At 38.7% G+C, this 25,441-nt stretch carries 24 protein-coding genes; 20 read left to right on the top strand and 4 right to left on the bottom strand.

The window, feature by feature from the left end; genetic code table 11:
- Positions 1 to 4 precede the first annotated feature (4 nt).
- Entirely contained in the window at positions 5 to 1,078 is a 1,074-nt protein-coding gene (locus GH754_RS16530; RefSeq protein ID WP_153729778.1) for a M24 family metallopeptidase, read from the bottom strand.
- A gap of 175 nt (positions 1,079 to 1,253) precedes the next feature.
- On the opposite strand from GH754_RS16530, the gene GH754_RS16525 reads away from it, so the two are divergent.
- From GH754_RS16525 to GH754_RS16480, 10 genes are read left to right on the top strand one after another with little or no spacing between them, the layout of a single operon-like run.
- On the top strand, positions 1,254 to 2,168 hold the full coding sequence (locus GH754_RS16525) for an ABC transporter permease (RefSeq protein ID WP_194841388.1): 915 nt from the start codon (positions 1,254 to 1,256) through the stop codon (positions 2,166 to 2,168).
- A gap of 16 nt (positions 2,169 to 2,184) precedes the next feature.
- Entirely contained in the window at positions 2,185 to 3,105 is a 921-nt protein-coding gene (gene nikB / locus GH754_RS16520; RefSeq protein WP_153729777.1) for a nickel ABC transporter permease, read from the top strand.
- An 11-nt stretch (positions 3,106 to 3,116) separates the two neighbouring features.
- Positions 3,117 to 4,154, top strand: coding sequence for an ABC transporter ATP-binding protein (locus GH754_RS16515; RefSeq protein ID WP_153729776.1), 1,038 nt, complete (start codon positions 3,117 to 3,119; stop codon positions 4,152 to 4,154).
- Entirely contained in the window at positions 4,111 to 5,106 is a 996-nt protein-coding gene (locus GH754_RS16510; RefSeq protein ID WP_153729775.1) for an ABC transporter ATP-binding protein, read from the top strand. Before GH754_RS16515 ends, GH754_RS16510 begins: the two co-directional genes overlap by 44 nt.
- Positions 5,107 to 5,132: 26 nt before the next feature.
- Positions 5,133 to 5,915, top strand: coding sequence for a sensor histidine kinase (locus GH754_RS16505; RefSeq protein ID WP_153729774.1), 783 nt, complete (start codon positions 5,133 to 5,135; stop codon positions 5,913 to 5,915).
- Positions 5,896 to 6,597: a response regulator transcription factor gene (locus GH754_RS16500; RefSeq protein ID WP_153729773.1), complete on the top strand. Its 702-nt coding sequence runs from the start codon at positions 5,896 to 5,898 to the stop codon at positions 6,595 to 6,597. Before GH754_RS16505 ends, GH754_RS16500 begins: the two co-directional genes overlap by 20 nt.
- The gene (locus tag GH754_RS16495; protein WP_153729772.1) at positions 6,590 to 7,756 is read left to right on the top strand and encodes a hypothetical protein; all 1,167 of its coding nucleotides are present in this window, start codon (positions 6,590 to 6,592) and stop codon (positions 7,754 to 7,756) included. The genes GH754_RS16500 and GH754_RS16495 overlap by 8 nt, the downstream gene beginning before the upstream one ends.
- Before the next feature lie 16 nt (positions 7,757 to 7,772).
- Positions 7,773 to 9,383, top strand: a complete 1,611-nt coding sequence (locus tag GH754_RS16490) for a gamma-glutamyltransferase family protein (protein WP_153729771.1) — start codon at positions 7,773 to 7,775, stop codon at positions 9,381 to 9,383.
- Positions 9,384 to 9,405: 22 nt separating this feature from the next.
- A complete protein-coding gene (locus tag GH754_RS16485) occupies positions 9,406 to 9,990 on the top strand; it encodes a chromate transporter (RefSeq protein WP_153729770.1) in 585 nt (194 codons plus the stop codon).
- Complete coding sequence (locus GH754_RS16480) at positions 9,987 to 10,517, top strand: chromate transporter (RefSeq protein WP_153729769.1); 531 nt, start codon at positions 9,987 to 9,989, stop codon at positions 10,515 to 10,517. Before GH754_RS16485 ends, GH754_RS16480 begins: the two co-directional genes overlap by 4 nt.
- A gap of 26 nt (positions 10,518 to 10,543) precedes the next feature.
- On the opposite strand, the gene GH754_RS16475 is transcribed toward GH754_RS16480, so the two are convergent.
- Entirely contained in the window at positions 10,544 to 10,810 is a 267-nt protein-coding gene (locus GH754_RS16475; protein ID WP_153729768.1) for a hypothetical protein, read from the bottom strand.
- A gap of 497 nt (positions 10,811 to 11,307) precedes the next feature.
- Between GH754_RS16475 and GH754_RS16470 the strand changes: the two genes are divergently transcribed.
- The 4 genes from GH754_RS16470 (at position 11,308) to GH754_RS16455 (ending at position 14,176) form a co-directional block, all read left to right on the top strand.
- Positions 11,308 to 12,114 carry a transporter substrate-binding domain-containing protein gene (locus GH754_RS16470; RefSeq protein ID WP_153729767.1) on the top strand — a complete coding sequence of 269 codons (807 nt, stop codon included), beginning with the start codon at positions 11,308 to 11,310 and terminating at the stop codon, positions 12,112 to 12,114.
- Positions 12,115 to 12,178: 64 nt separating this feature from the next.
- Entirely contained in the window at positions 12,179 to 12,832 is a 654-nt protein-coding gene (locus GH754_RS16465) for an amino acid ABC transporter permease (protein WP_153729766.1), read from the top strand.
- Between the two features lie 2 nt (positions 12,833 to 12,834).
- A complete protein-coding gene (locus GH754_RS16460) occupies positions 12,835 to 13,557 on the top strand; it encodes an amino acid ABC transporter ATP-binding protein (RefSeq protein ID WP_153729806.1) in 723 nt (240 codons plus the stop codon).
- A gap of 172 nt (positions 13,558 to 13,729) precedes the next feature.
- On the top strand, positions 13,730 to 14,176 hold the full coding sequence (locus GH754_RS16455; protein WP_153729765.1) for a DUF4362 domain-containing protein: 447 nt from the start codon (positions 13,730 to 13,732) through the stop codon (positions 14,174 to 14,176).
- A gap of 82 nt (positions 14,177 to 14,258) precedes the next feature.
- On the opposite strand, the gene metA is transcribed toward GH754_RS16455, so the two are convergent.
- Together metA and GH754_RS16445 are read right to left on the bottom strand one after the other, a co-directional pair.
- Complete coding sequence (metA, locus tag GH754_RS16450; RefSeq protein ID WP_153729764.1) at positions 14,259 to 15,167, bottom strand: homoserine O-acetyltransferase MetA; 909 nt, start codon at positions 15,165 to 15,167, stop codon at positions 14,259 to 14,261.
- A 79-nt stretch (positions 15,168 to 15,246) separates the two neighbouring features.
- Positions 15,247 to 17,226 (bottom strand): S9 family peptidase, encoded by a 1,980-nt coding sequence (locus tag GH754_RS16445; RefSeq protein WP_153729763.1) that lies wholly within the window; start codon positions 17,224 to 17,226, stop codon positions 15,247 to 15,249.
- Between the two features lie 427 nt (positions 17,227 to 17,653).
- Between GH754_RS16445 and brnQ the strand changes: the two genes are divergently transcribed.
- The 6 genes from brnQ to GH754_RS16415 all read left to right on the top strand — a co-directional run bounded on the left by brnQ (position 17,654) and on the right by GH754_RS16415 (position 25,426).
- Positions 17,654 to 18,961 carry a branched-chain amino acid transport system II carrier protein gene (gene brnQ, locus GH754_RS16440; RefSeq protein WP_153729762.1) on the top strand — a complete coding sequence of 436 codons (1,308 nt, stop codon included), beginning with the start codon at positions 17,654 to 17,656 and terminating at the stop codon, positions 18,959 to 18,961.
- Positions 18,962 to 19,111: 150 nt separating this feature from the next.
- Positions 19,112 to 20,278 (top strand): TraB/GumN family protein, encoded by a 1,167-nt coding sequence (locus GH754_RS16435; RefSeq protein ID WP_153729761.1) that lies wholly within the window; start codon positions 19,112 to 19,114, stop codon positions 20,276 to 20,278.
- Between the two features lie 222 nt (positions 20,279 to 20,500).
- On the top strand, positions 20,501 to 21,799 hold the full coding sequence (locus GH754_RS16430; protein WP_153729760.1) for a homoserine dehydrogenase: 1,299 nt from the start codon (positions 20,501 to 20,503) through the stop codon (positions 21,797 to 21,799).
- A gap of 158 nt (positions 21,800 to 21,957) precedes the next feature.
- The gene (locus tag GH754_RS16425) at positions 21,958 to 22,641 is read left to right on the top strand and encodes a response regulator transcription factor (protein ID WP_153729759.1); all 684 of its coding nucleotides are present in this window, start codon (positions 21,958 to 21,960) and stop codon (positions 22,639 to 22,641) included.
- Positions 22,622 to 24,112 carry a HAMP domain-containing sensor histidine kinase gene (locus tag GH754_RS16420; RefSeq protein WP_323742072.1) on the top strand — a complete coding sequence of 497 codons (1,491 nt, stop codon included), beginning with the start codon at positions 22,622 to 22,624 and terminating at the stop codon, positions 24,110 to 24,112. The genes GH754_RS16425 and GH754_RS16420 overlap by 20 nt, the downstream gene beginning before the upstream one ends.
- A gap of 105 nt (positions 24,113 to 24,217) precedes the next feature.
- A complete protein-coding gene (locus tag GH754_RS16415) occupies positions 24,218 to 25,426 on the top strand; it encodes a S1C family serine protease (RefSeq protein ID WP_153729758.1) in 1,209 nt (402 codons plus the stop codon).
- Positions 25,427 to 25,441: the final 15 nt, after the last annotated feature.

The following is a 25,441-nucleotide window of genomic DNA, read 5'->3' as shown; positions in this document are numbered from 1 at the left end:
CCTCCTATTGAATAATTTGTAATTCTTTTGTTGATGTTGTTAAATTGTTGATGCCATTTTCCTCTACAACCACTAAATCTTCAATTCGTACGCCACCTAAATTTTGTACGTAAATCCCAGGCTCAACGGTTAGAACCATTCCTGGCTGTAAAACAGTTTGGTCAGTACTTCTCATGGCTGGCATTTCATGAATTTCTAATCCTAAAGAATGTCCTAAACTGTGTCCGAAGTTCTCGCCATAACCAGCCTTTTGAATAATAGATCTTCCCACATTGTCTAGTTCGGCACACGTCTTTCCTGCTTTGATAGCAGCTAGTGAAGCTTCTTGTGCTTCTTTTACGATTGAATACATGTTTAGTTGTTCTTCTGTTGCCTCACCCATTACAACGGTTCGTGTAAAATCAGTATAATAACCGTTTACTTTGGCACCAATATCCATTTTGACAAAATCACCATGTTCAATGATTTTATTGGTAGCTTGTCCATGAGGCAAACTAGACCTAGCTCCTGTTGCAATGACATGGTTTTCTTTTATGCCATCTGCACCTAATTTTTTCATCGTATACTCTAGTTCGAGACCTAGTTCCTTTTCGCTAATTCCAGTTTTTAAATAAGAGAGAATGTGGGTAAAGGTTGAATCCACAATTTCCATCCCTTTTTTAATATAGGATAATTCTACCTCGTCTTTGATCATTCTTGTTTCTGATAGAAACGGATCCACATTAATAAATTCTGCATCAGGCAGCTTTTCTTTTAAATAAAGATAGTCTTTTGTATTAAGCTTTGAAAACTCTAAACCTATCTTTTTGGCCTTCTGCTCTGAAAGGGTTTCAACGACCGTGTTTAATAAAGGTGGAGTTACAACCTTTATTTCATGTTCTTGTACCTCTTGTTGAGCTTGATCTCCATATCGAAAATCGGTAAAAAAGTAATTTGTTTTAGAACTGATTACAATGTTTCTACTAGAACCTGTAAACCCAGAAAAATAGTAACAATTCACATCAGAGCATAAATATACAGCTTCAATTTGCTGATCGCTCATATGCTGATGTAAACTTTCCAACCGTTTTTGGTACAACTTTACGACACCACCTTTTTTGTATATTAAATCGATTATAGAAAATTTCTGAATATTATGTTTTTAATATTTTTACAAATTGTTGTATTATTTTGACTTATGTCGAAAAAAAGCACAAAGTTTCCTTAAATTCTGATAATTTATATTCTAATAAATAAACTTAGGGGGATTGGCCATGGAAATAAATCAATCAAATGTAGAAACTACAATAGAAGATCCAAACTTCCTTCCAAAGAAAAAGTCACCTCGGCTAGAAAGGGTCAAGTCTCTTATGGTGAAGTTAGTGACAAATAAGATGTCCCTGGTCGGAGGAATTATCGTACTTATTTATTTTGTGGCAGCGGTATTTGCTCCTTGGATTGCTCCTTACGATCCATTAGGGATTGATTTACCTAATAAATTGCAGCCGCCTACTGCAGATCATTGGATGGGGACAGACGATAAGGGAAGGGATATTTTAAGTCGAATTATATACGGTTCCAGACTCTCTCTAACAGTTGGAGTTGTTTCTGTATTAATTGGTGCCTTTTTTGGCATTGCACTTGGGTTGATTTCTGGTTATTACGGTAAATTCGTAGATACAGTCATCATGAGAATTATAGATGTTTTATTAGCCTTTCCTGGTATATTGCTAGCTTTAGCGATTATCAGTGCGCTAGGTCCAGATTTAATAAACGTTATGATTGCGGTTGGAATATTCTCTGTTCCTACCTTTGCAAGAATTGTCCGTGGTTCCACAATGACGTTAAAGAAAGTGGAGTATATTGATGCGATAAAGGCACTTGGAGCAAGTGACTTTCGGATTATTTTCCTCCATATATTACCGAACATTATGTCACCTATTATTGTGCAAGGAACATTAAGATTAGCAACAGCCATCTTAACAGCTGCGGGACTATCCTTCTTAGGAATGGGCGCACAGCCTCCTTCACCTGAGTGGGGAGCCATGCTATCGGATGGACGAACTTTCCTTTGGTCAGCACCGCACGTGGCAACATTCCCAGGGTTAGCGATTGCCATTATCGTAATTGCCTTTAACTTACTTGGGGATGGATTACGAGATGCGTTAGATCCAAGGATGAAAAACTAATAGAGGAGGATCGTCTATGTTTATATTCATCGTCAGAAGAGTTCTTCAAACAATTCCAGTATTAATAGGTGTTTCTCTAGTTGTATTTTTAATTATGCAAATGGTACCGGGTGATCCTGCTGTCTTATTAGCAGGTGAAAGTGCAACTGAAGAACAAGTCAATCAATTACGTTCTCAATTAGGGTTAGATCAACCACTCTATATTCAATACTTTGATTATATTAAAAATGTAATTCAAGGGGATTTAGGTACGTCTATCCGGTCAAACCGACCTGTATTAGATGAGATTTTGGTTCGTTTACCAGTGACCATCGAATTAGCCTTTTGGAGTATTGTTGTTACCGTTGTGTTAGGTCTTTTAGCAGGGGTGATTTCTGCGACGAAACAACGCTCTCTAACTGATGTTAGTATTATGGTTGCAGCTCTAATCGGTGTATCTCTACCAAACTTCTGGTTAGGTTTAATGTTAATTTTGTATTTTTCTGTTCAATTCCAAATATTCCCGGTTTCCGGATGGGGAACGTTTGCTCATATTGTATTGCCGGCTCTTACGTTAGGGACAAGTGGTGCTGCCATTGTAGCAAGAATGACTCGATCAAGTATGCTAGAGGTTATCAGACAAGATTATATTCGAACGGCAAAAGCTAAAGGTGTTAAACAAAGATATATTGTGTATAAGCATGCATTAAAGAATGCTTTAGTTCCAGTTATCACCGTAGTCGGTTTACAGTTCGGTGCTTTATTAGGTGGGACGGTGTTAACGGAATCCGTATTTGCCATTAATGGATTAGGACGAATGATTGTCGACGCGATTCGAATGCGAGATTTACCATTAGTTCAAGGGTCAATTCTAGTTGTTTCAGCACTATTTGTGTTAGTGAACTTAATCGTGGATATATCCTATAAATTTGTTGATAAGAAAGTAGATCTAAACTAGGGGGTTTCACCATGACAAGCAAAGAAATTTTAAAGGTAAGAGGTTTAAAAACCCATTTTAAGTCAGGTAAAAAAGTTGTAAAGGCCGTCGATGGTGTTGATTTTGAAGTGAAGGAAGGCGAAACCCTAGGGATTGTGGGTGAATCTGGGTGCGGAAAGAGTATGACATCCTTATCGATTATGAGACTGGTAGATGAACAGGGTGAAATCTCTGGTGACGGTGTCTATTTTAAAGATCAAAATTTACTAGATAAATCCGAGGAAGAAATGCGATCCATCCGTGGTAACCAAATTTCCATGATCTTTCAGGAGCCTATGACATCCTTAAATCCTGTTTTTACGGTTGGGGAGCAAATTTCTGAGTCCTTACGTATACATCAAGGTTTAAATAAATCCGAAGCCTGGAAACGATCTGTAGAGATGCTAGAGCTAGTCGGGATTCCTTCTCCTGAAAAAAGAGCCAAGCAAGAACCACATGAACTAAGTGGTGGGATGAGGCAAAGAGTTATGATTGCTATGGCTCTTGCTTGTAACCCTTCACTCCTAATTGCGGATGAACCGACAACAGCTTTAGATGTAACGATTCAAGCTCAAATATTAGATTTGTTGAAGAAGCTTCAGTCAGAGTTTAATTCAGCTGTTATTATGATTACTCATGATTTAGGAGTTGTTGCCGAGACCTGTGACAATGTCGTCGTCATGTATTCGGGAAAGGTAGTTGAGCATACACACGTGGATCAATTATTTGATAACCCACTTCATCCTTACACGCAAGGGCTATTAAAAGCAATGCCTAGAATTGATGAAGATGTTGATGAGCTTTATGCCATTGAGGGAACTGTGCCGAATCCAGATAATTTACCAAAGGGATGCCGGTTTGCACCTCGATGCCCAATTGCAAAAGATATTTGTCACGAGAAGCTACCAGAATTAACGCCGCTCGAGTCTGGAAGTAAGGTTAGATGTTTCGCTTATACAGATGAATGGAATAAGGAGGAGAGCCAAAATGGTGACATCAACAAAGAAGCAGCCCCTTCTCAAGGTAACTAATTTAAAGCAGTATTTCCCGATTAAAGGGGGGATCTTTTCCCGGACGGTTAATCACGTAAAAGCAGTTGATGATGTTTCTTTTACGGTATATGAAGGCGAAACCCTAAGCATTGTGGGTGAATCTGGTTGTGGGAAGTCTACAACAGGCCGTTCAATATTAAGACTTGAAAACCCGACATCAGGTGAGGTACGATTTAACAATATTAATTTATTAGACTTAACTAAACGGGAAATGCGCGCGGCTCGTAAAGATATTCAAGTCATTTTTCAGGATCCTTTTGCTTCCTTAAATCCTAGACAGACGGTAGGGCGAATCATTGAAGAAGCTATGGAAATACTAACCGATATGCCAAGAGAAAAACGATTGGATAGGGTTAAAGAATTGCTTCAACAAGTAGGATTGCGTCCAGAATATGCCTACCGTTACCCACATGAGTTTAGTGGTGGACAGAGGCAACGAATTGGTATTGCAAGAGCACTAGCAACAAACCCTAAGCTGATTATTTGTGATGAGGCCGTTTCCGCCTTAGATGTATCCGTACAAGCACAAGTTCTCAACCTGCTAAAGAAGCTGCAAAAACAGTATAATTTAACCTATTTATTCATTTCACATGATTTAGGTGTGGTTCGACATATATCCGATCGTGTTATGGTTATGTATTTAGGGAAAGTGGTTGAAATTGGTGAGAAAAAAGATATTTTTGATCATCCACAGCATCCTTATACAAAAGCTTTATTATCGGCTATTCCAGAGCCAGATCGTACAAAGCGTAAAGAGCGGGTTATTTTAAAAGGGGATGTTCCATCACCAATAAATCCACCTACGGGCTGTAGATTCCATACTAGGTGTCCATTTGCAACTGAATATTGTAAGCAAAATGAGCCTACTATAGAGCAAGTAGGCGACAAAACAAATAGGGTAGCCTGTTTTTATGCTGAGGAACTATCTTAACTATTAAATAAAAGAAGTGATATGTTGTGCTCATCAGCCAAGAATGGTTTACAACGATGATTATCATAGCTGTGTTTATTCCTATTATTAGTGTCATTGCCCTTTTCATGATTATGGGCTATGAAAAGGAATTCCGGCTAATGAAGGTCAAACAACAAAATGTAGAATTAGAAAAAGACTTCCAGCAAAGTAAATACATGCAGCTAAACGCTCAAATTCAACCACACTTTTTGTTTAATACGATTAATTTAATTCTTGGATATGCTCGGCTTGATGAGAAAAGGCAGTTAGTAAACACGATTGAAAACTTCTCACAGTATTTAAGGTTTAGCTATCAAGTACAAGATCAGCTGATTCCACTTTCAATGGAATTTGAACAAACCAAAAAGTACTTGGCCATTCAACAAGCAAGATTTGAATCTTATTTAACCATCGAGTATGAGGTGGATTCGGAAGTGTATGATGCTTTGGTTCCCCCATATACATTACAAACCCTAACAGAAAACGCCTTTAAACACGGACTAGAAAAAAAGGCTGGGGAGAAATATCTTAAAATTCTCTTAAAGAATGATGATACAAGATTGGTTATTCAAGTTATAGATAATGGTGTGGGAATTAACTTAAAACAAATGGAAGCAACGCCTTCTGGTCATGGCTTAGACAATATCCAAAGACGTTTGATGTTGCTTTTTGGTAAAGAGAATGTAAATTTACTAGTTTGCCCGTCTGATACAGGTACGACCGCCAGCGTGAGCTTTCCCTTGCAAACTAATAAGAGTGGTGAAGAACATGAAAATACTCCTAGTTGACGACGAGCCATTTGTGTTAAAGCAATTAGAATATTTAATTGGAGAGTTCCATCCACAATGGGAAACCTTTAGCTGTGTGGATAGTATTCAGGCTCTACAAGTTCTGAATCAACACAATATTCAGTTGGCTATTCTTGATATCGAATTGCCTGGAAAAGATGGATTAACTTTAGCAAAGGAAATGAAAAAAAGCTTTTCACAGGTGAATATTGTCATGTTATCTGCTTATCAAGATTTTCGGTATGCGAAAACGTCTATTCGAATTGGTGTCGATGACTATCTGACCAAGCCTATTATTGAAGAGGAATTAAAAGAAGTACTTGGTAGGTATGTCCAACAATATAACTTTTCAACTGTCGTGTTAGATACATTGAATTACATTCATCAAAATTACCATGAACGCATAAACTTATCCTTAATATCCGAACAAATTCACATTAATCCATCTTACTTAAGTAGGAAGTTTCATGATGAAACAGGGAAGAAGTTTTCAGACTATGTTCTCGACTATCGTATAGAGAAATCGAAGGAAAAAATATTAAATAACCGGACGGAGAGTATTTCTTCAATTGCAGATCAATGTGGGTTTAACAGCTTACATTACTTTAGCAAAACATTTAAGCAAAAGGTAGGCCAAACACCTAAGGAATTTAGGGAAGAGGGCATCAAAGCTGATGAATAAACAGTACTCATCCATTGATTCGACAAACCCAGTAAAAATCATATCTCGTTGGTTATCCGTTAGTGCCCTTTTTACTGGACCCTCTTTTTTAATTCACTATGGCCTGATGGAAGGAATTTTCTTTGGTGTTGCGGTCTTGATTGCTGTTTCCCTATGCTATCTTTACTTAACTTATTTTGTGGATAAGCGAAGTATACAGGTGGAAACGGACTGGGTATTGCAACTTTATTATATTGTTAGTTCACTTATGCAGTTATTTATGATAGCAATTGGTGGCGGAATGGTAATCAGTATATTGTTTTCGAATCACCTTTCAGTGGGGATCGTGATATTCATTGGGGTCGGTTTTTTATTTTTATATGTTCAGAAATTACCCCCAATAAGACACCAAGTTAAATTAATATTTTTAAGTTTAATAACGACGGGCTTAATGGTTTATACTTATGTGACAAATGATGCAGAAGTTATCTTTAGTGGTCTTCGCTTATACCATCCTTATCTATTGTATGTAGAATGGGGCGATCTTGAAATCTTCACCTTTGCAGTATGTCTGGTGTTTATGAGTAGAATACTAGTTGATTCTAAGTCGATTGCCTATATTTTAGAAACGAAAAGCAACTACAAAGTGGTATTACTCAGTGGAATTGCGTGGGCATCAACGCCAATTTCGTTTGTTATTATTGTTCTTTCCGTTATTTATGAGGGTGGATTTGACTCTACGTTTACCGTCGTGAGGGACTTACTATATACCATTGACTATCGAATTGTTTTCTGGCTAGTAAGTATTTTTCTTCTCTTTACCTTACTGGATACATTTCGTATGGAGTTTAAAAAGATTGAAGGATTTCGTTTTCTTCATAAGGGGTTAGTATGGTTACTCCCCTCATTCATCTTCTTTCTTGTTTCCTTAGATCAACAATGGATGCACTTTTCATTTTTGTTTTTTATTTTCGGAATATGGATGGTGGCTTTTTTCCCCGTTATTGTAATAAGGTTTGTTAATAAGAAAGTAAACAGTCTCACTGGAATTTTAGCTGCACTGTTCGGTTACTTATCCTTAACATGGGTAAACTTTCCTATTGCCATTTTACTTACTGTAGGTGTAGCTATATTACTCATTACTGGGCAGTTAATATATCAAAATTATTTTAAAAAATGACTTAGGAGGAAATGTTATGAACTTTGACACCCTATATCACCCGTACTCATCTCAAAGAAATACGACAATTGCTAATAAAGGGATGGTTGCAACCTCACAGCCATTAGCGGCTCAAGCAGGATTAGATATTTTGAAAAAAGGTGGAAATGCCATTGATGCTGCCATCGCTACTGCAGCTACATTAACCGTTGTGGAGCCAACTTCTAACGGTATTGGTGGAGATGCCTTTGCTCTTGTTTGGACAAAAGGGAAACTACATGGGTTGAACGGAAGTGGTCCATCACCACAGGATATTTCAGTAGAAGCGGTAAAAAAACTCGGTTATGATGAAATTCCGAAGTTTGGATGGATTCCTGTTACTGTTCCTGGCGCACCGAGAGCATGGGCAGAATTATCAGAGCGTTTTGGAAAGTTACCACTCACAGATGTGTTACAACCAGCCATTGAATACGCAGAAAATGGTTTTCCTCTCTCTCCAACACTAGCTAAGTATTGGAAGTCGGCTGTGAAAAAATATACGGAAAATTTACAAGGTGACGAATTTAAGCATTGGTTTGATACCTTTGCTCCAAATGGCAGGGCGCCTGAAGTAGGAGAGGTTTGGAAGTCACCAGGTCATGCGCGTACATTAAAGTCAATTGCAGAAACAAAGGCAAAGTCCTTCTATGAAGGCGAAATTGCTGATCAAATTGATGCCTTTTCAAAGAAACACAATGGTTTCTTAAAGAAAGCAGATTTAGCGGCTTATAAACCGGAATGGGTAAACCCGATTTCTGTGAATTATCGCGGCTATGATGTTTGGGAAATCCCACCGAATGGCCAAGGCCTAATTGCTTTAATGGCCCTTAATACAATGAAACACTTTGAATCAACTAGCACAAATTCACTAGATTTCTATCATAAACAAATTGAGTCTATGAAACTAGCATTTGAAGACGGAAAGAAATACATTACTGAAGAAAAGCATATGTCACAGACTGTAGAAGGATTATTATCAGAGGAATATGCAAAGTCCAGAAGTGCTCTTATTGAAGAAGAAGCTATTGAACCAGAGCCGGGAAATCCGCCAAAAGGTGGAACAGTATACCTAGCAACAGCAGACAATGAAGGAAATATGGTGTCCTTTATTCAAAGTAACTATATGGGCTTTGGCTCAGGTTTAGTGGTGCCAGAAACCGGAATCTCTTTACAAAACCGTGGTCATAATTTCTCTTTAAATGAAGAGGATGACAATGTGTTAATGGGTGGTAAGCGAACTTACCATACAATTATTCCAGGTTTTTTAACAAAGGACCAAAAGCCTGTTGGACCATTCGGAGTCATGGGAGGTTTTATGCAGCCACAGGGACATATGCAGGTGATTATGAACACAATTGATTTAAGCTTAAATCCACAAGCCTCCTTGGATGCCCCTAGATGGCAATGGGTAGAAGGGAAAAAGGTTTTAGTTGAACCAAACTTCCCAACACACATCGCTGAAGCACTGGCGCGGAAAGGGCATGAGATTCAAGTACAGTTAGATAGAGGTGCTTTTGGTAGAGGTCAAATTATTTGGAGAGACGAGGAAAACGGAACACTTTACGGTGGAACGGAGTCTAGAACAGACGGAACGATTGCGGCGTACTAATTACTGACATGGAGGGATCAACATGACACAATGGCATATCTTTTTAGCCTTCTTTCGTGTTGGAATTCTGGGGTATGGTGGAGGTCCTTCTTCCATTCCGTTAGTTCAAAAAGAAGTAGTTGAAAAGTATAAGTGGCTTAATGACGAGGATTTTGCAAACACGCTGGCCCTCGGTAATTCATTGCCTGGGCCCATTGCGACTAAGATGGCAGGCTATATTGGCTATCGAGTTGCTGGAGTTGTGGGGATGCTGAATGCAATCCTCGCAACCATTCTACCTACAATTGTCATCATGATTATTTTATTAACCTTTTTATCATCTATGAGTGATAAGCCTTGGGTGCAGGGAATGACGCAGGCTGTTATTCCAGTTGTCGGTGTGATGCTTGCGGTTTTGACATATGACTTCCTCAAAAAAGCTAAGGGTGGCCTTGGTTGGACATTAACAATCGTATTAGCGGTGGTTTCTCTAGGTTTGATCGAATGGCTTGGCATTCATCCAGGTATTTTAATAGCAGTTTTACTAATCTATGCTATTGCTAAACCAACGAAAAAGACCAAAGACCAAGATACCGAGATTCCTCAAGAGGAGGGTCAATCGATATGATCTATTGGCAAGTATTTTTAGCCTTTTTTATACCAGGCATCGTGGGATATGGCGGTGGTCCCGCATCCATTCCTCTTGTGGAAAATGAAGTAGTCGACCGTTATGGTTGGCTAACGGTTCAGGACTTTAGTGAAATGCTGGCGATGGCCAATGCCCTTCCAGGACCGATTGCAACTAAAATGGCGGGTTATATTGGATTTCAGCAGGCAGGTATACTTGGATCCGTAATTGGGGTATTTGCAACAGTTGCTCCTTCTCTACTATTCATGATTGTCCTTTTAAGTGTGTTGAATAAGTTTAAAGATTCACCAAAAGTAAAAAAGATGACGATGTTAATTCGTCCAACGATTGCGATTTTACTTGGAATTATGGCTTTTAGTTTCTTTCAAACTTCCTATGAAAACACAGGTTTATGGGAAACGATCTTTTTAATTGTTGTGAGCTTTCTCTTATTAGAGAAACTTAAGGTTCATCCAGCCTTTGTGATAATTGGGGCTTTAAGCTTTGGGGCAATATTTTTATCATAATATGAGTTCAAAGAATGAGAGAAGAATTAGAGTTCTTTTCTCATTCTTTTTTTATTATATATTTTTGTAAAAATTGTTGCTTTTTGTACTTTACAGTAGATAGAAAGTGCTAGATAGTTAGACTCTTTAGTTTTGCTTGAGCCGTTCTTATTAATATTGAGTGCATGCATACCGTTCCGGCAGAATACTCCGCTTTCCATGGGCACGGCCTCAGCCTCCTCGGAAACAAAGATGCTTCCTGCGGGGTCTTCACCACGCTTCCTCCTATAGGAGTCTCCGTATTCTGCCTCCACTATTGGAGTGTTCTGATGATTATACAGTTAAAAAGCTTTTAATTAACCAACCAATAGTTTACCTCTAAATAAACGAATGAGGCACTGTTTATAGCGGAGGAAATACACTTCGCTCACCGCTCGCCCGCGGAAAGCGAAGTGTATTTCCGGAGTGATGGTTTTGCACTCATCATATTTGGAAACGAGTCACACTAGAGTTACGTCGCAGTTTATATCTAATTTTAAGTCAAAACAACAATCTCTTAGAAAAGAGCATTTTTATTTATTTTCTGTCGGACTAGTCTATTTTTTCTGACCAATATTGAAGGAAATGATAGTATATCTACTTCTCTATAAGAATTTCTATACAAACGTTTAATTAATGAGAATAATCTAAAAAGATATCAATTTATCATCACAAACCAACATTAATCTCGTTTGGAAAGGATTATGTATATCGATACAATTATATATGTCGTTTTAAAAACAGCGGCAAAAAACTATTTGGGAGGCTCTTCATGAGTAAACAACAAACGAAGAACAGATTTTTTAGTAGAATTGCAATGTTTTCTTTGGTAGGTTTCATTGCACTAGCTTTAGTGGGTTGTGGAACAGATGAAGCAAATGGCGAATCTACAGGTGATGCGAAAGAAGAAATTACAGTGGCGGTGGTGCAGGACTATCCACCATTTGAATATAAGGTAGATGAGGAACTCACAGGTTTCGATGTAGAACTAGTGGAAGCGATTGCGGATAAAGCAAACCTATCTGTTAACTGGAAGATTATGAAATTTGATGGAATTATTCCAGCGCTACAGGCAAACCAAGTGGATGCAGCTGTATCTGCAATTGGAATTAGAGATGATCGTTTAGAAGTAGTAAACTTCTCTGACCCATATTTTGAATCTGGCCTATCACTAGTCACTTTAAAGGGTAGTGGCATTGAAGGTGAAGAAGATTTAGAAGGGAAAACGATTGTTGCAAAACAAGTAACTTCTAGTTTAAAACTAGCCAATGAACTGGCAAAAAAATATAACGGGGATGTCACTAAGCTTCAAGATGATGCAACCATGTATATGGAACTAGAAAATGGAAATGCCGATGTTGTCATCAATGATTATCCTAGTGTTGCTTATAAAATCAACCAGGATGGCGATGATACTCAGCTACAAATTGTAGGCGATAAGTATCCTAGTGAGGACTATGGTATTGCTATTTCTAAAGGTAGCGAAGGACTAGTAGAGAAAGTAAATACTGGACTTCAAGAGCTAAAAGATAGTGGCGAGTTTGATGAAATCTATAACAAATATTTTTCTGAAAAATAATTAATGATAAGAGGTGTGGCCTAGTTTGTCACACCTTTTCAAATAGAAAGAGGGATGCCAAACAATGGAAACGATCAAGATTATACTTGAAGGATTACCCACTCTATTAAAAGGAATGGGATTAACAATAGAAGTAACCGTTATTTCACTAATTCTTGCTATGTTTATTGGGTTAGTACTTGGTGTATTTAGTATCACAAAGTTTAAGGTTTTACGTGCAATTTCAACTGCATTTGTTGATATCATTCGCGGTACACCATTACTCGTTCAAATTTTGTTTATTTATTTCGGTTTACCAAGTGTACTAGATATTAGTCTAACAGCATTTGCTGCAGGTGTTATTGCCATTACTGTCAATGCTGCGGCCTATTTAGTAGAGATTTTCCGTGCAGGTATTAACTCTATTGATAAGGGACAAATGGAGGCCGGAAGAACAATTGGTTTTTCCTATGGTCAAACTATGCGTTTAATTATATTACCTCAAGCCATACGTCGCATGATTCCCGCTTTTGTTAACCAATTTATTGTAAGCATTAAAGATACTTCACTCCTTTCTGCGATTGGTTTAGCTGAACTTACACTATCTGGACAATCTATTTATGCAGCTAATTTCCATGCCTTCGAAATTTTATTTGCTGTAGGAATTCTGTACTTTGTCATTATTTATTCATTAAGCCTGTTCTCGCGTTGGCTTGAAAGGAGATTGGATGTAGCATGAGCATGATTGAAATTAATAATCTTAAAAAATCATTCGGAAAGTTAGAAGTGCTGAAAGATATCAATATAGATGTTCAATCGCAAGAAGTGGTTTGTGTAATTGGACCTTCAGGATCAGGAAAAAGTACACTCCTTCGTTGTATGAATCTATTAGAGGAACCAACAGGTGGCGATATTTTTATTGAAGGGGACAATCTCACAGATCCTAAAACCAATATAAATGAACTTCGCCAACGACTAGGAATGGTCTTCCAACAATTTAATCTGTTCCCCCACATGTCTGTAATGGACAATATTACGATGGGACCTAAACGATTAAAGGGTAAGTCCCAAGCGGAGGTAAGAGAATTAGGTACAAAGCTGCTTGAAAAAGTAGGCTTAGTGGACAAGGCGGATGTATATCCGGACAACCTATCTGGTGGACAGAAACAACGTGTTGCTATCGCGCGAGCATTAGCGATGGAACCCCGCATTATGTTGTTTGACGAGCCAACCTCAGCCCTTGACCCGGAAATGGTAGGGGAAGTTCTTCAGGTCATGAAGGATTTAGCTGAAGAAGGAATGACAATGACCATAGTAACGCATGAAATGGGCTTCGCTAAGGAAGTAGCCGATCGTGTGATTTTTATGGACGAAGGATATATCGTTGAACAAGGCACACCAGATGAGCTATTCAATCATCCGCAAAATGAAAGAACGCAGGCCTTTTTGTCAAAGGTATTGTAATGAAAGGACTGTGTGATTAAAGCATCGCACCATAAGAATGAGATGGAGCATTTACAATTGCTTTATCTCATTCTTTTTATAAAATGAAGGAATTTATTAAACAAAAATAGAATAAGCTTTATAAGTTTTAAGGCAACTTTTCTTAGCCTTTTTCGTTAATGGGGGTGATTTGATGAAAAGAGTATTATTTTTGTTGTTTGGGATGATGGTATTAGGTGCTTGTTCAGATGATAATTATACAATTGAAGATGCCAGGGAAAATGAAGATATTATTGTAAAGCACCAAACCGTTAACTTTAACAAAATTTCCCAAGGTGCATTAGAGGTCGAAAATGTCGAAAAAATCAATGATTTTATCAATGATGTGGAGCAAAACCATGAGTCCTCTGTTAACATATCGATATTTAACCCCACAGGAGCTCCTTTTCAAAATACAATTTCCTACGATGGAAAAATGATAACCTTTGAGAATACATATGGGGGTTATCCACCGTCTCCTAAAGGTACTTATACATGTCAATACATATCAAAGCGTGGACCGATTGTGTACCTCGAATCATGTGAGTCTGAAAAAGGGGAAGAGTTCACCACAATGATTGGCCTATTTACTAAAGATTAACAAATGTGCTTTACAACTCCATTATACCTAAAAAGAAGACGATCAAAGAATTAGTTATTTGATCGTCTTGCTTACTATTAGCTTATTTCCATTCAAAAGGTGTTTCTTGATAAACATAATAATTCAACCAATTTGAAAAGAGTAAATGCGCATGTGAACGCCAACGATTTAATGGAGTTTCTTCTGGATTATTATTTGGAAAATAATTTTTTGGTAAGTCTGCCTCTAAGCCTTTGTTTAAATCACGCTTGTATTCGTCCGCCAGTGTTTTCGAATCGTATTCCAGGTGTCCAGTCACCATCACATGTTTTTCGTCCTTGGATAAAATTAAAAATGGATCTTGGTCCTCTGAGGCTGATAATAGGATTAAATCTTCACATGCTTGTATTTCTTCTATTGATGTGGACGTATAACGAGAATGTGGAGCTAAAAATTCATCGTCAAATCCACGTACAAGCTCTACAGTAAAGTCAAACAGGTTATGCCTTAATACTCCAGAACACTTGCTAGGAAGCTCAAACTTACCAATCCCGTAATGGTAGTAAAGGGCTGCCTGTGCCCCCCAACAAATATGTAAGACAGAGGTTACATGTGTCTTGGACCACTCCATAATGGTCGAAAGCTCCTCCCAGTAATCCACCTGTTCAAATGGCATTCGCTCTATAGGTGCACCTGTTATAATCATTCCATCAAACCGTTGTTCCTGGATGGAAGAAAATGTACTATAAAATTGTTGCAAGTGTGATGCACTTACGTTTTTGGACTTGTGTGAAGCCGTATGAAGCAAGGTAACATGGACTTGTAAAGCTGAATTTCCTAATAATCGAAGTAATTGCGTCTCTGTCCTTTCCTTATCAGGCATCAGATTAACAATCACAATATTTAAAGGACGAATGTCTTGAGTATGGGCGCGTTCATCATCCATAACAAAGATATTTTCGTGTTCAAGCACATTTCGTGCCGGTAACTTTTTCGGAATATTAATGGGCATTCAGCAATCCCTCCTTTAAATGGTCGTTTTAATAAAGTATAAATTATTTGAATTTTTATGCAATAAATTCGTTTTGTATTTATAAATATTGCTCAAACCATTCTATCATTTCGTTTAAGCGACTAATTCGAAGGGATGGGTCACCGCTTCTGGACAAATTATGATTGGCTTCAGGAAAACGCACCAAACGAGTAGGCTTTTGTTGTTGTTTAAGAGCTACATAAAACTGCTCCCCTTGCTCAATGGGGCAACGATGATCCTTTTCGCTATGTAAAATTAAAAGCGGTGTTTCTACATTTTTTACATAACGGAGAGGAGAGTGCTTCCAGAGTGTATCAGGGTCTTGAATCAAATCAGCTTTTAGCTCCCATTCTGTAAAGAAATATCCAATATCACTTACCCCATAAAAGCTTAACCAATTAGTAATGGAGCGCTGGGTAACGGCAGCTTTGAATCTATTTGTATGACCTACAATCCAATTGGTCATAAACCCTCCATAACTTCCTCCAGTTACACCAAGTCTGTCTTTATCAATCCAATCACAGGTTTTTGTTGCATAATCAACAGCATCCATAATGTCATGATAATCATTTCCCCCATAGTCACCTCGAACAGCATCCACAAAAGCTTGGCCGTATCCATGACTCCCTCTTGGATTGATATATAATACGCCATAGCCTTTCTCAGCAAGCACCTGAAATTCGTGCATAAAAGCATGACTATACATCGCATGAGGTCCCCCGTGTATTTCGACGATTAGTGGATACTTTGTTCCTTCCTGATAGCCAATCGGTTTCATGACCCAGCCATGAAGTTTGCTTCCATCTCTTGCTTCAAAGTTGATCTCTTCAGGAACAGATAAGACCTTTTCCTGTAGCCACTCCTGATTGGCGTATGTTAGTTTTTCCTCCTTGCCATCAGCCATGGAAACGAGTGAAAAGTCCCCTGGTGTTTCATGATCGCTAACACCAATGACAGCCGTTTTTTGCTGTTGATCAAGGCTGAATGCGTAGATTTGACGCTTTCCACTAACAATCGTTTTGATCCTTTTGTTTAGAGAAACATGATATAGATTTGTATAGCCTTTTTCACTTGCCTGAACATATAGAGCATCATTCTCAGTTGACCAAACCGCTCCTTTACCTTGTACACCTGTTCCCATGTCATTAATCGCCACATCATTAGCCTCTACATCCCAATCGCCTGTTAAGCAAGTGAGATTGCCAGTTGCTCGGTCAAGTGTCCATACTCGGGTTAAGGTAGCTCCTTTGTATTCTCGGCGGTGTCCAAGTAAGGAGAGAGTTGTCCCATCAGGAGAATAATTTGGGTATGTAAAAACACCGTCACTATCCGTTAATTTGGTGAACTGATTATCTTCAAGTGTCAATTCATATATATCCGAGATGAGCTCATAATCAGGATCTTTAGAACGATTAGCTACAAAGGCAATCCGCTTACCATCGGGTGAAAAGGTAGCCTGTTGGTGATCATAACTTCCGGTGGTCAGTTTAGTACCTTTCCCTGAATCTAAATCTATTAATATAAGATGTTTGTGGGTTTCGTTTAAAAGGCCTTCTCCATCTGCTTTATATTTTAGTCGAGAGGTAACATAAGGCTTGGCTTCCTTGCTATCGTCCTCTGAGTCATCTTCTGTTAATAGGACTTCATTTTCTGCAAGAGGTACAGTACATAAAACCTGTTTGCCGTCTGGTGACCAAATTGGGTCTGCTGCCCCGTTTTTAAAATAGGTCAGCTGCTCTGCTTCTCCACCATTAGAAGCAATTTTCCAAATTTGTTGTGTACCACTACGGTTAGATGTAAACAAGATCGTATGTCCTTCAGGTGAAAAGCGAGGTTGTACGGCTTTGTCATCCTTTTTTGTAAAAGGAAATTCTTCTTTCGTTTGTAGGTCCATCATGTATAAGCTAGATTGATATTTTTTCTCCTCATTAATACTTCGTTTTACATAGACAAGCCAATTTCCATCTGGTGAAAGCTGTGGATCCTGCAGAAATGAGAATTTTAGTAGATCGTCTGCGGTTATACCATTTTGTGTCATGCATTACCATCCTTTTTTGTGTGTATTGTGACTCTAGTCATTTACTGATAGTTTATCATGAAAAGAAGCTGTTATTGTTCTCCTTTGTGCAAATTTTCTAAAACCAAGAGCGCTAATCAAAGTGATGGTCCTCACAATCCTTCCCGCCATTTCATGATAAAGTCCTTGCTGATATTGACTGATGAAAAGAGGCATATGAATGTTTGAACTAATAACAATTGCTGAAGCGGTTACCCAAGCGAAGACTTTAAGATGATATAGGCGGAGTTACTCTGACCCGCTTTAAATTTGTACCAGGTCACAAACTGTATATATAATTTAAAAAATTCTTTGCACTTTTTTTAAATTTTTTGTATATTTGAATAGAAAAAATACAACAATCATCTACAATATTCGACAAAGTCAAAATAGACTATCGGGGGATTCTATGAAACAAAAACTACCAACAAGAGAACTACTTGCGTTAGGTTTCTTTATGTTTGCTTTGTTTTTAGGTGCAGGGAATATTATTTTCCCACCTATTCTTGGACAACAAGCAGGTGAATCGTTATGGCCTGCAGTATTTGGGTTTCTAGCTACAGGAGTTGGTCTGCCTTTATTAGCTATTATTGCAGTATCTGCAGGCGGGAATTTAGATAACTTGGCTAGACGGGTGAGTCCCGGATTTCAATACATTTTTCCATTTATTATTTACTTAGCTATTGGTCCTTTTTTTGGTATTCCACGCACAGGAACAGTGGCATATGAAATCGGAGTTTTGCCGTTTCTTCCTGAGGATAGTGGGGGCGGTCTATTTATATTTACCCTCATATTCTTTGCTATAACCTTTTGGCTAGCATTAAATCCAGCTAAACTTGTAGACCGAATTGGTAAATTAATTACACCGATTCTATTCGCGCTCATTGTAATCATTGCTATTAAAGGGTTTAGCTCACCTATGGATCCAATTGGACAGCCATTAGGTAAATATATACAAAATGCCTTCTTTAGTGGTTTTAATGAAGGCTATTTAACGATGGATGCCATTGCTGCCCTTGTGTTTGGGTTAGTTATTATTAACCGTATTAAGGAGAAGGGCTTGACGGAGGTTGCCGATATTCGTTCCTATACGATAAAGGCAGGAGTCATCGCAGGAATTGGTCTTTCCTTTGTTTATATTACTTTGGCCTATATGGGTGCCACTAGCGTCGATACAGTAGGCTTACAGGATAATGGGGGCGCTGTTCTGGCTGCTGTTGCGTCCCATCTTTTTGGGCCATACGGTTCCATCATTCTTGCCGTTGTCATCATTGGTGCTTGTTTAACAACTTCTATTGGACTAGTTTCGGCATGTGGGGAGTTCTTAAGTCAACGTATTAAAGGAATTTCTTATCGTGCTATGATTACGATTATTTGTTTATTTAGTTTAACTATGGCAAATTTAGGTTTAAGTCAATTAATAGCTGTATCATTGCCTGTACTTACAGCTATTTATCCAGTCGCGATTGTACTCATTTTGTTGTCCCTTGTTCATGCTATTAAGGCGGTTCCTCGTAAAGTGTACTTAGGAGGTATTATTGGGGCAGCTATCGTTAGTATTTATGATGGATTCATTAGTGCTGGCTTTGAAATAGAAATGGTTACCGAATGGACTTCCTACCTACCATTCATGGCTAATGGTGTGGGATGGATTGTTCCGAGCTTTATCGGGATGCTTCTTGGTTTTATTTCACATGGTTTACAACGTAATGGTTAGTAAGTTTCGATAGGGCTGGCCCGAGTTATATTTCGGGTCAGTCCTTACTTTCTTGGATAAAGTATAAAATTCACATTCTAATTTTTCCGTTTCTAGTTTACAATTGAAATAGAAACGTATTCCTTAAAAGTAGGTAGAAGGAAGGTCTATATGTCGGAAGAAAACATTACAAGAATCCAATTAGATGGTAAAGAATATATTCTTATCGGAACTGCGCACGTATCCAAGCATAGTGCTGAACAGGTAAAAGAAGTCATTGAAGCGGAGCAACCAGATTCTGTTTGTGTCGAATTGGACGAGCAACGCTATCAATCCATTCAAGAGGGTAACAAATGGAAGGACATGGATATTTTTAAGGTTATTAAAGAAAAGAAGGCTACTTTATTGCTCATGAACCTTGCCATTTCCTCCTTCCAAAAAAGAATGGCTAAACAATTCGGAATTAAAGCAGGGCAAGAAATGATTCAAGGAATTGAATCAGCGAATGAAATAGGAGCTGATTTGGTTTTAGCTGATCGAAATATTCAAGTTACCTTTTCTCGAATTTGGGGTGGAATTGGACTCAAAGGAAAGGCCATGCTTCTCATGGAGGTCATTGGGGGTATCTTTAGTAAGGAGAGCATTTCAGAAGAGGATCTAGAAAAAATGAAATCCCAAGATATGCTTGATTCTATGCTGAAGGAGTTTACAGAGCACTTTCCAAAGCTGAAAAAGCCTTTAATTGATGAACGTGATCAATATTTATCCCAAAAGATTAAAGAGGCCAAGGGGGATAAGGTTGTTGCTGTTTTAGGGGCTGCTCATGTTCCAGGAATTAAGGAAGAAATTCATAAGGATCACGATTTAAAGAAGCTATCTACACGACCACCTAAATCAAAGGTACCTAAAATTATTGGATGGTCAATTCCTGTTTTGATATTGGCGATTATTGCTTATACATTTGCTACAAACCCATCAGCGGGTTGGCAGCAGACTGTAAGCTGGGTACTTTGGAATGGAAGCTTTTCAGCAATTGGAACAGCTATTGCCTTAGCACATCCTTTAACCATATTAGCAGCTTTTATCGCAGCACCCATTACATCACTCAATCCATTGATTGCAGCTGGCTTTTTTGCCGGATTTGTTCAAGCTCTAATACGAAAACCTCATGTAAGAGATTTTGAAAATCTGACTGAGGATGTGTTTAGCGCCAAAGGCTTCTGGAATAATAAAGTGACCAGAATTCTGCTTGTGGTTGTATTAGCGAATGTTGGGAGTTCACTTGGCACCTTTATTGGTGGGGCAGATGTGATTCGGTTATTTTTAGAGAATTTATAAAATGTGATTAACGCCTCCTGGGGAGTATCTCTGGGAGGTGTTTTTATTGCAAAAAAACTTGGTAAAACAAATTAATTCTTTCCCCAAGCCTTGTTTCTACATTTGCACCCTAAATAAGAACAAAATTCCTCTTGAAAAGTTCCTCTTAAGCATTTATAATGTCCGTTATATAAATACAAATGTTCACGCATATAGGACATAAAAGGTGAGAGGGTGAAGTGGATGACAAATCAGAGCGTCCGAGTCGGTTTAATGGGTATGGGTACGGTCGGCACCGGAGTTTACCGCTTAGTTGAGAGCCATCAAGAGGATTTATCACAACAAACAGGAATGAATATTGAGATTGCAAGGATTTTAGTACAAGACAAGGAAAAAAAGAGGACGATTGATGTAGAGTCTGATTTGTTTACAGACGATCCTGACAGCCTGTTACAGGACCCAGAAATCGACGTCATTGTGGAAGTCATGGGGGGCGTTGAGCGGACCCGGGAACACATATTAGCAGCTCTTCAACAGGGAAAGCATGTCGTAACCGCCAATAAGGATCTTATGGCTGTACATGGCGGGGAACTGCTTGAAGAAGCTGCCAAAAACGGATGTGATCTGTTTTATGAAGCTAGTGTAGCTGGTGGGATCCCGATTCTTAGAGCCCTTGTTGAAGGATTTTCATCAGATCGAATAACCAAAATGATGGGAATTGTGAATGGAACCTCTAATTATATCCTAACGAAAATGAGTCAGGAAGGCGGCAATTATGAGGATGTATTAAAAGAGGCTCAGGAGCTCGGATACGCAGAAGCAGACCCGACTGCAGATATGGGAGGATTAGATGCAGCTCGCAAAATGTCCATTTTAAGTACCTTAGGCTTTCATGTCGGAATGAATTTAGATGAAGTGGACTGCAACGGAATGGAGAATGTCACCTTAGAGGATATCGAATATGCAGAACAATTAGGCTATACGATTAAGCTAATTGGTATTGCTAAACAAGATGATAATTTAATTGAAGTTAGCGTGGAACCAACTATGCTCAAGCATTCTCATCCACTATCCTCTGTTCATGGAGTCTTTAATGCCGTTTATGTATATGGTGAAGCGGTAGGGGAAACGATGTTTTATGGACCTGGAGCCGGTGAACTTCCAACAGCTAATGCCGTTGTATCAGATTTAGTAACGGTTGTGAAAAATATGAAACTTGGGGTCAACGGAAGAGGGATGGTCGCCCCATACAAAGAGAAGAAGTTAAAAAAGGACGAGGAAATCTTTTCCAAGTACTTTATGCGTCTCTTAGTAGATGACCAGAGTGGCGTATTGGCCCAAATTACACAAAAGCTTGCAGGCTATGATGTCAGCATTGAACAAGTTATTCAAAGACCTCATCATCTCGAGCATAAAGCTGAATTAATTATTGTGACTCACCAATCTAGCAAAAAAGGCATACAAGAAGTCTTATCTGAGCTTGAAAAACTTGAGCATATTGAAGAAATTAAGAGCTATTATCGTGTGGAGAATGGTGATTAAAGTAAACAGGATGTCCTGATTAGGATATCCTTTTTTTGTCCAAAAATAGGAAGCAAGTTTTCAATAAACGTAGTTCTCAAATTGGAATTCTCTTGACATCCTGCTGACATATTTTACATGATAATATTAAATATAAAACAAAATTTGGAGCGGTTGCGATGAAAACCATCTTAATTATTGAGGATGAATACCCGATTAGCCAGGTGCTAAAAGCCTATTTGCAAAAAGCGGAATTTCATACGGAACAGGCCTATGATGGTGAAGAGGCAATAAAAAAATTTGAAGAGGTATCTCCTGACTTAGTTCTGTTAGATATTATGCTCCCAGGAAAGGATGGTTGGGAGTTGTTGAAGGAGATCCGTGCTAAAAGCTCATGTCCTGTCATTATGCTCACAGCTCTTGGAGACGTGAACTATCGGTTAAGTGGGTTAAATCAAGGGGCAGATGATTATATTTCAAAACCTTTTGTAGGTGAAGAGGTCGTCGCTCGTGTACATGCGGTTTTACGACGTGTAGATGATGACAATGAATCGGTGAAAACATTTGGCCAACTCAAAATCGATCTCCAAGCACACCGGGTATATCTGAAGGGTAAAGAGATTGAGTTTACCCCTCGTGATTTGTCCTTGTTCCTATTTTTAGTGAACCACCCGAATCAAACCTTTACCAGAGAGCAGTTAATCGAACGGGTTTGGGGCTTTGACTACGATGGCAGTGACCGGGCGGTTGATTTATCGATTAAACGTATTCGCAAAGCCTTAAAGGACTGGCCTGAATCAGATGGGGAAATCAGAACACTACGGGGATTGGGGTATCAGTTAAGTGTTTACAATAAAAAATAAAAAAAGAATCCCTCTCCAGCGTTATTGGACGACCCGATATTTATATACGCTTGTCATCGGGCTTGTGGTTGTTGCGATTTTTTCTGCCCTTTGGATTCGCCATTCTACACTTGAAAACCGGTTGGATATGATGGATTTTATGGCAAATGAAATTGCGTACCGCTTTGTTTACGAGGATTCCCTTGACCCAAAGGATGATGTCCGTGCTTTCTTAGAGGAACGAGGTGAGTTTTCCAACTTAAAAAGCACACCCTATATTTATGTTGTCAATACGGATGGGGCGATTTTATCTAGTAATAAACCAAGAAGTCCTTTTGAACAGCGTTTAAATCCTGCGATTATGAAAAGCCAGGATACTACACAGAAAATTACTTTAAACGATCAAACGGGGCCAGTTTACTTAGTGAAAAGACCTATCCAATATGAATCGTATATTTTAGGCTATGTAGTGGTGATGGATACAGAAGACAATTTAACGGCTGTTAATCAGGAGTATCGACAGTTACTTATTATGATTGGCAGCTTAGCTCTCTTAGGCTGGGCCGCCATTTACTTTTTATCAAGAAGGCTGTCCAAACCAATCAAAGAGGTAGCAAAAGCGGCTGGGCAAGTACAAAAAGGAGATTACAACGTTAAACTTCCCTCCCCGGGTGATGTGAAAGAAGAAGAAGTGTATGAACTCATTCATTCGTTTGAAGAGATGTCCCAGCAGCTCAAGAAGTTAGAGTCTCTACGTACCGAATTATTGGCAGGAGTCACTCATGAATTGAAGACACCAGTTACGTCCATTAGTGGCTTACTTCAAGCGGTAAATGATGGGGTTGTTAATGGCGATGAGGCCAAGGAGTTTTTAGAAATATCCTTAAAAGAAACAACAAAAATGAAAAAAATGGTGGAGGACTTATTAGCCTTCAACTCATTTGCGGCCAATGCCATTCCTATATCGAAGGAGATTCATGAGGTTAATAAATTAGTAAAAGATATCGTTCATCAATGGGAGGTAGCCCAGGATCATCAAAAATCAAAGGTCACTGTTTCTGTGCTAGATGATGAAATCGAGCTTAATGTTGATCCAATAAGGTTGCAGCAGGTCATCACGAATCTGTTGAATAATGCCTTACATGCTGTGGATGAGACAGGTGAGATTGATATTTCATTAGGAACGGAGCGAGATGCGGTAACTATTGATGTAAAAGATAATGGTATCGGGATTCCGGAGGCTGAACAAACATTTATTTTTGAGCGTTTTTATCGTGGAGAAGGGAAAAAATATAAAGTAGGTGGACTCGGACTTGGTTTACCATTTAGTAAAATGATCGCCCAAGCGCTTGGAGGTGACCTGCAGCTTGTAAAGTCTTCATCAGATGGGACGATTTTTCGGATTGTATTACCTAAGAGCAATACATCACATACGAAGAATGACAAAAAGCCGAAAAGTACCCGTCATTACCCTGATGTACGTAAATCCTAATTAAATTTTCCTTTTGACATCTGCCTGACACATTGACGATTTAAAGTAAAACATATAAGAGATAAGCACTCTAAAATTGTCAATCCAAAATCAGAGGTGATCATAATGGAAGAGCAAGAACAAAAGACAGAGGTTAAAAATGAAAAGTCATCCACATTAAAAAGGTTTTTGACTACGTTATCAGCTGGAGTCATTGGCTCTGTACTCACTCTTGCAGCTGTGCCACAAATGGATTTCCTATACAACGACATACAAGATGCTAATAAGCAAGAAGAGGTCTCACAAACAGCAAGGGAAGAGTCAGCCTCAACAGTGAATGTTGATCAGGTTTCAGCAGAATCCACATCTATTGCGGATGTGGTCGATCAGTCATCGGAAGCCATTGTAGGAGTTGTTAACAAGCAAAAACAGACCTCTAATCCTTTTAGACAACCATCAGGTGAAATACAAAAAGGAACAGGCTCTGGGGTTATTTATAAAGTAACAGAGGATGCAGCATACATTGTCACCAACCATCATGTCATTGCTGGGGCAAATGAAATTGAAGTGTCCTTACATGATGGGGAGGTAGTTAAAGCGGAATTGGTCGGGACAGATTCATTAACTGATATAGCGGTTTTAAAATTAGAGGGAGATTATGATATTACTCCATTAAAATTTGGTGATTCCAGCAACCTACGCCCTGGTCAGCAAGTTATAGCCATTGGCAACCCACTTGGGCTTGAGTTATCTAGAACAGTGACACAAGGAATCGTCAGTGCCGTTAATCGTACCATCACGGTTCCGACATCTGCAGGTAAGTGGGAGGTAGAAGTTATCCAAACAGATGCTGCCATTAATCCAGGAAATAGTGGTGGTGCTCTCATCAATACATCAGGTCAACTAGTAGGCATCAATAGCATGAAAATTTCCGAAAACGGTGTAGAGGGGCTAGGTTTCGCGATTCCAAGTAATGACGTTTCGCAAATCGTAGAAGAAATTTCAAAAAATGGCCAAGTCGTGCGCCCATACATTGGTGTCGGGCTCGCAGGTTTAGATGAGATTCACCCTTATTATCGCAGCAAACTGTCTGGAGATATCAAAGAAGGAGCAATGGTCGTTTCAGTTGATGAAGATTCAGCAGCTGGAAAAGCAGGTATTCAGGAAGAAGATATTATCGTGGCCATTAATGATAAAAAAATCAAAAATGCAGATGATATACGCCATTACTTATATACAGAGCTATCGGTTGGAGATGAAGTCACCATTGAATTTTATCGTGATGGGGAATTACAATCAGTTGATTTGACGTTGACGAGTAATGAGAAGCAATAACTGAATACAAAACGG

The sequence above is a fragment of the Salinibacillus xinjiangensis genome, from assembly GCF_009649735.1.
Lineage (GTDB): Bacteria > Bacillota > Bacilli > Bacillales > Alkalibacillaceae > Salinibacillus > Salinibacillus xinjiangensis.
Note: the sequence above shows the minus strand (reverse complement) of the source record. Positions and strands in the feature narration are given on the sequence as shown.

What these genes read in the sequence shown, in the direction of transcription:
- GH754_RS16525 (WP_194841388.1), top strand. Translation starts at nt 1,254, where the DNA reads ATGGAAATAAATCAATCAAATGTAGAAACTACAATAGAAGATCCAAAC.
- nikB (WP_153729777.1), top strand. Translation starts at nt 2,185, where the DNA reads ATGTTTATATTCATCGTCAGAAGAGTTCTTCAAACAATTCCAGTATTA.
- GH754_RS16515 (WP_153729776.1), top strand. Translation starts at nt 3,117, where the DNA reads ATGACAAGCAAAGAAATTTTAAAGGTAAGAGGTTTAAAAACCCATTTT.
- GH754_RS16510 (WP_153729775.1), top strand. Translation starts at nt 4,111, where the DNA reads ATGGTGACATCAACAAAGAAGCAGCCCCTTCTCAAGGTAACTAATTTA.
- GH754_RS16500 (WP_153729773.1), top strand. Translation starts at nt 5,896, where the DNA reads ATGAAAATACTCCTAGTTGACGACGAGCCATTTGTGTTAAAGCAATTA.
- GH754_RS16495 (WP_153729772.1), top strand. Translation starts at nt 6,590, where the DNA reads ATGAATAAACAGTACTCATCCATTGATTCGACAAACCCAGTAAAAATC.
- GH754_RS16490 (WP_153729771.1), top strand. Translation starts at nt 7,773, where the DNA reads ATGAACTTTGACACCCTATATCACCCGTACTCATCTCAAAGAAATACG.
- GH754_RS16485 (WP_153729770.1), top strand. Translation starts at nt 9,406, where the DNA reads ATGACACAATGGCATATCTTTTTAGCCTTCTTTCGTGTTGGAATTCTG.
- GH754_RS16480 (WP_153729769.1), top strand. Translation starts at nt 9,987, where the DNA reads ATGATCTATTGGCAAGTATTTTTAGCCTTTTTTATACCAGGCATCGTG.
- GH754_RS16470 (WP_153729767.1), top strand. Translation starts at nt 11,308, where the DNA reads ATGAGTAAACAACAAACGAAGAACAGATTTTTTAGTAGAATTGCAATG.
- GH754_RS16465 (WP_153729766.1), top strand. Translation starts at nt 12,179, where the DNA reads ATGGAAACGATCAAGATTATACTTGAAGGATTACCCACTCTATTAAAA.
- GH754_RS16460 (WP_153729806.1), top strand. Translation starts at nt 12,835, where the DNA reads ATGATTGAAATTAATAATCTTAAAAAATCATTCGGAAAGTTAGAAGTG.
- GH754_RS16455 (WP_153729765.1), top strand. Translation starts at nt 13,730, where the DNA reads ATGAAAAGAGTATTATTTTTGTTGTTTGGGATGATGGTATTAGGTGCT.
- metA (WP_153729764.1), bottom strand. Translation starts at nt 15,167, where the DNA reads ATGCCCATTAATATTCCGAAAAAGTTACCGGCACGAAATGTGCTTGAA.
- GH754_RS16445 (WP_153729763.1), bottom strand. Translation starts at nt 17,226, where the DNA reads ATGACACAAAATGGTATAACCGCAGACGATCTACTAAAATTCTCATTT.
- brnQ (WP_153729762.1), top strand. Translation starts at nt 17,654, where the DNA reads ATGAAACAAAAACTACCAACAAGAGAACTACTTGCGTTAGGTTTCTTT.
- GH754_RS16435 (WP_153729761.1), top strand. Translation starts at nt 19,112, where the DNA reads ATGTCGGAAGAAAACATTACAAGAATCCAATTAGATGGTAAAGAATAT.
- GH754_RS16430 (WP_153729760.1), top strand. Translation starts at nt 20,501, where the DNA reads ATGACAAATCAGAGCGTCCGAGTCGGTTTAATGGGTATGGGTACGGTC.
- GH754_RS16425 (WP_153729759.1), top strand. Translation starts at nt 21,958, where the DNA reads ATGAAAACCATCTTAATTATTGAGGATGAATACCCGATTAGCCAGGTG.
- GH754_RS16415 (WP_153729758.1), top strand. Translation starts at nt 24,218, where the DNA reads ATGGAAGAGCAAGAACAAAAGACAGAGGTTAAAAATGAAAAGTCATCC.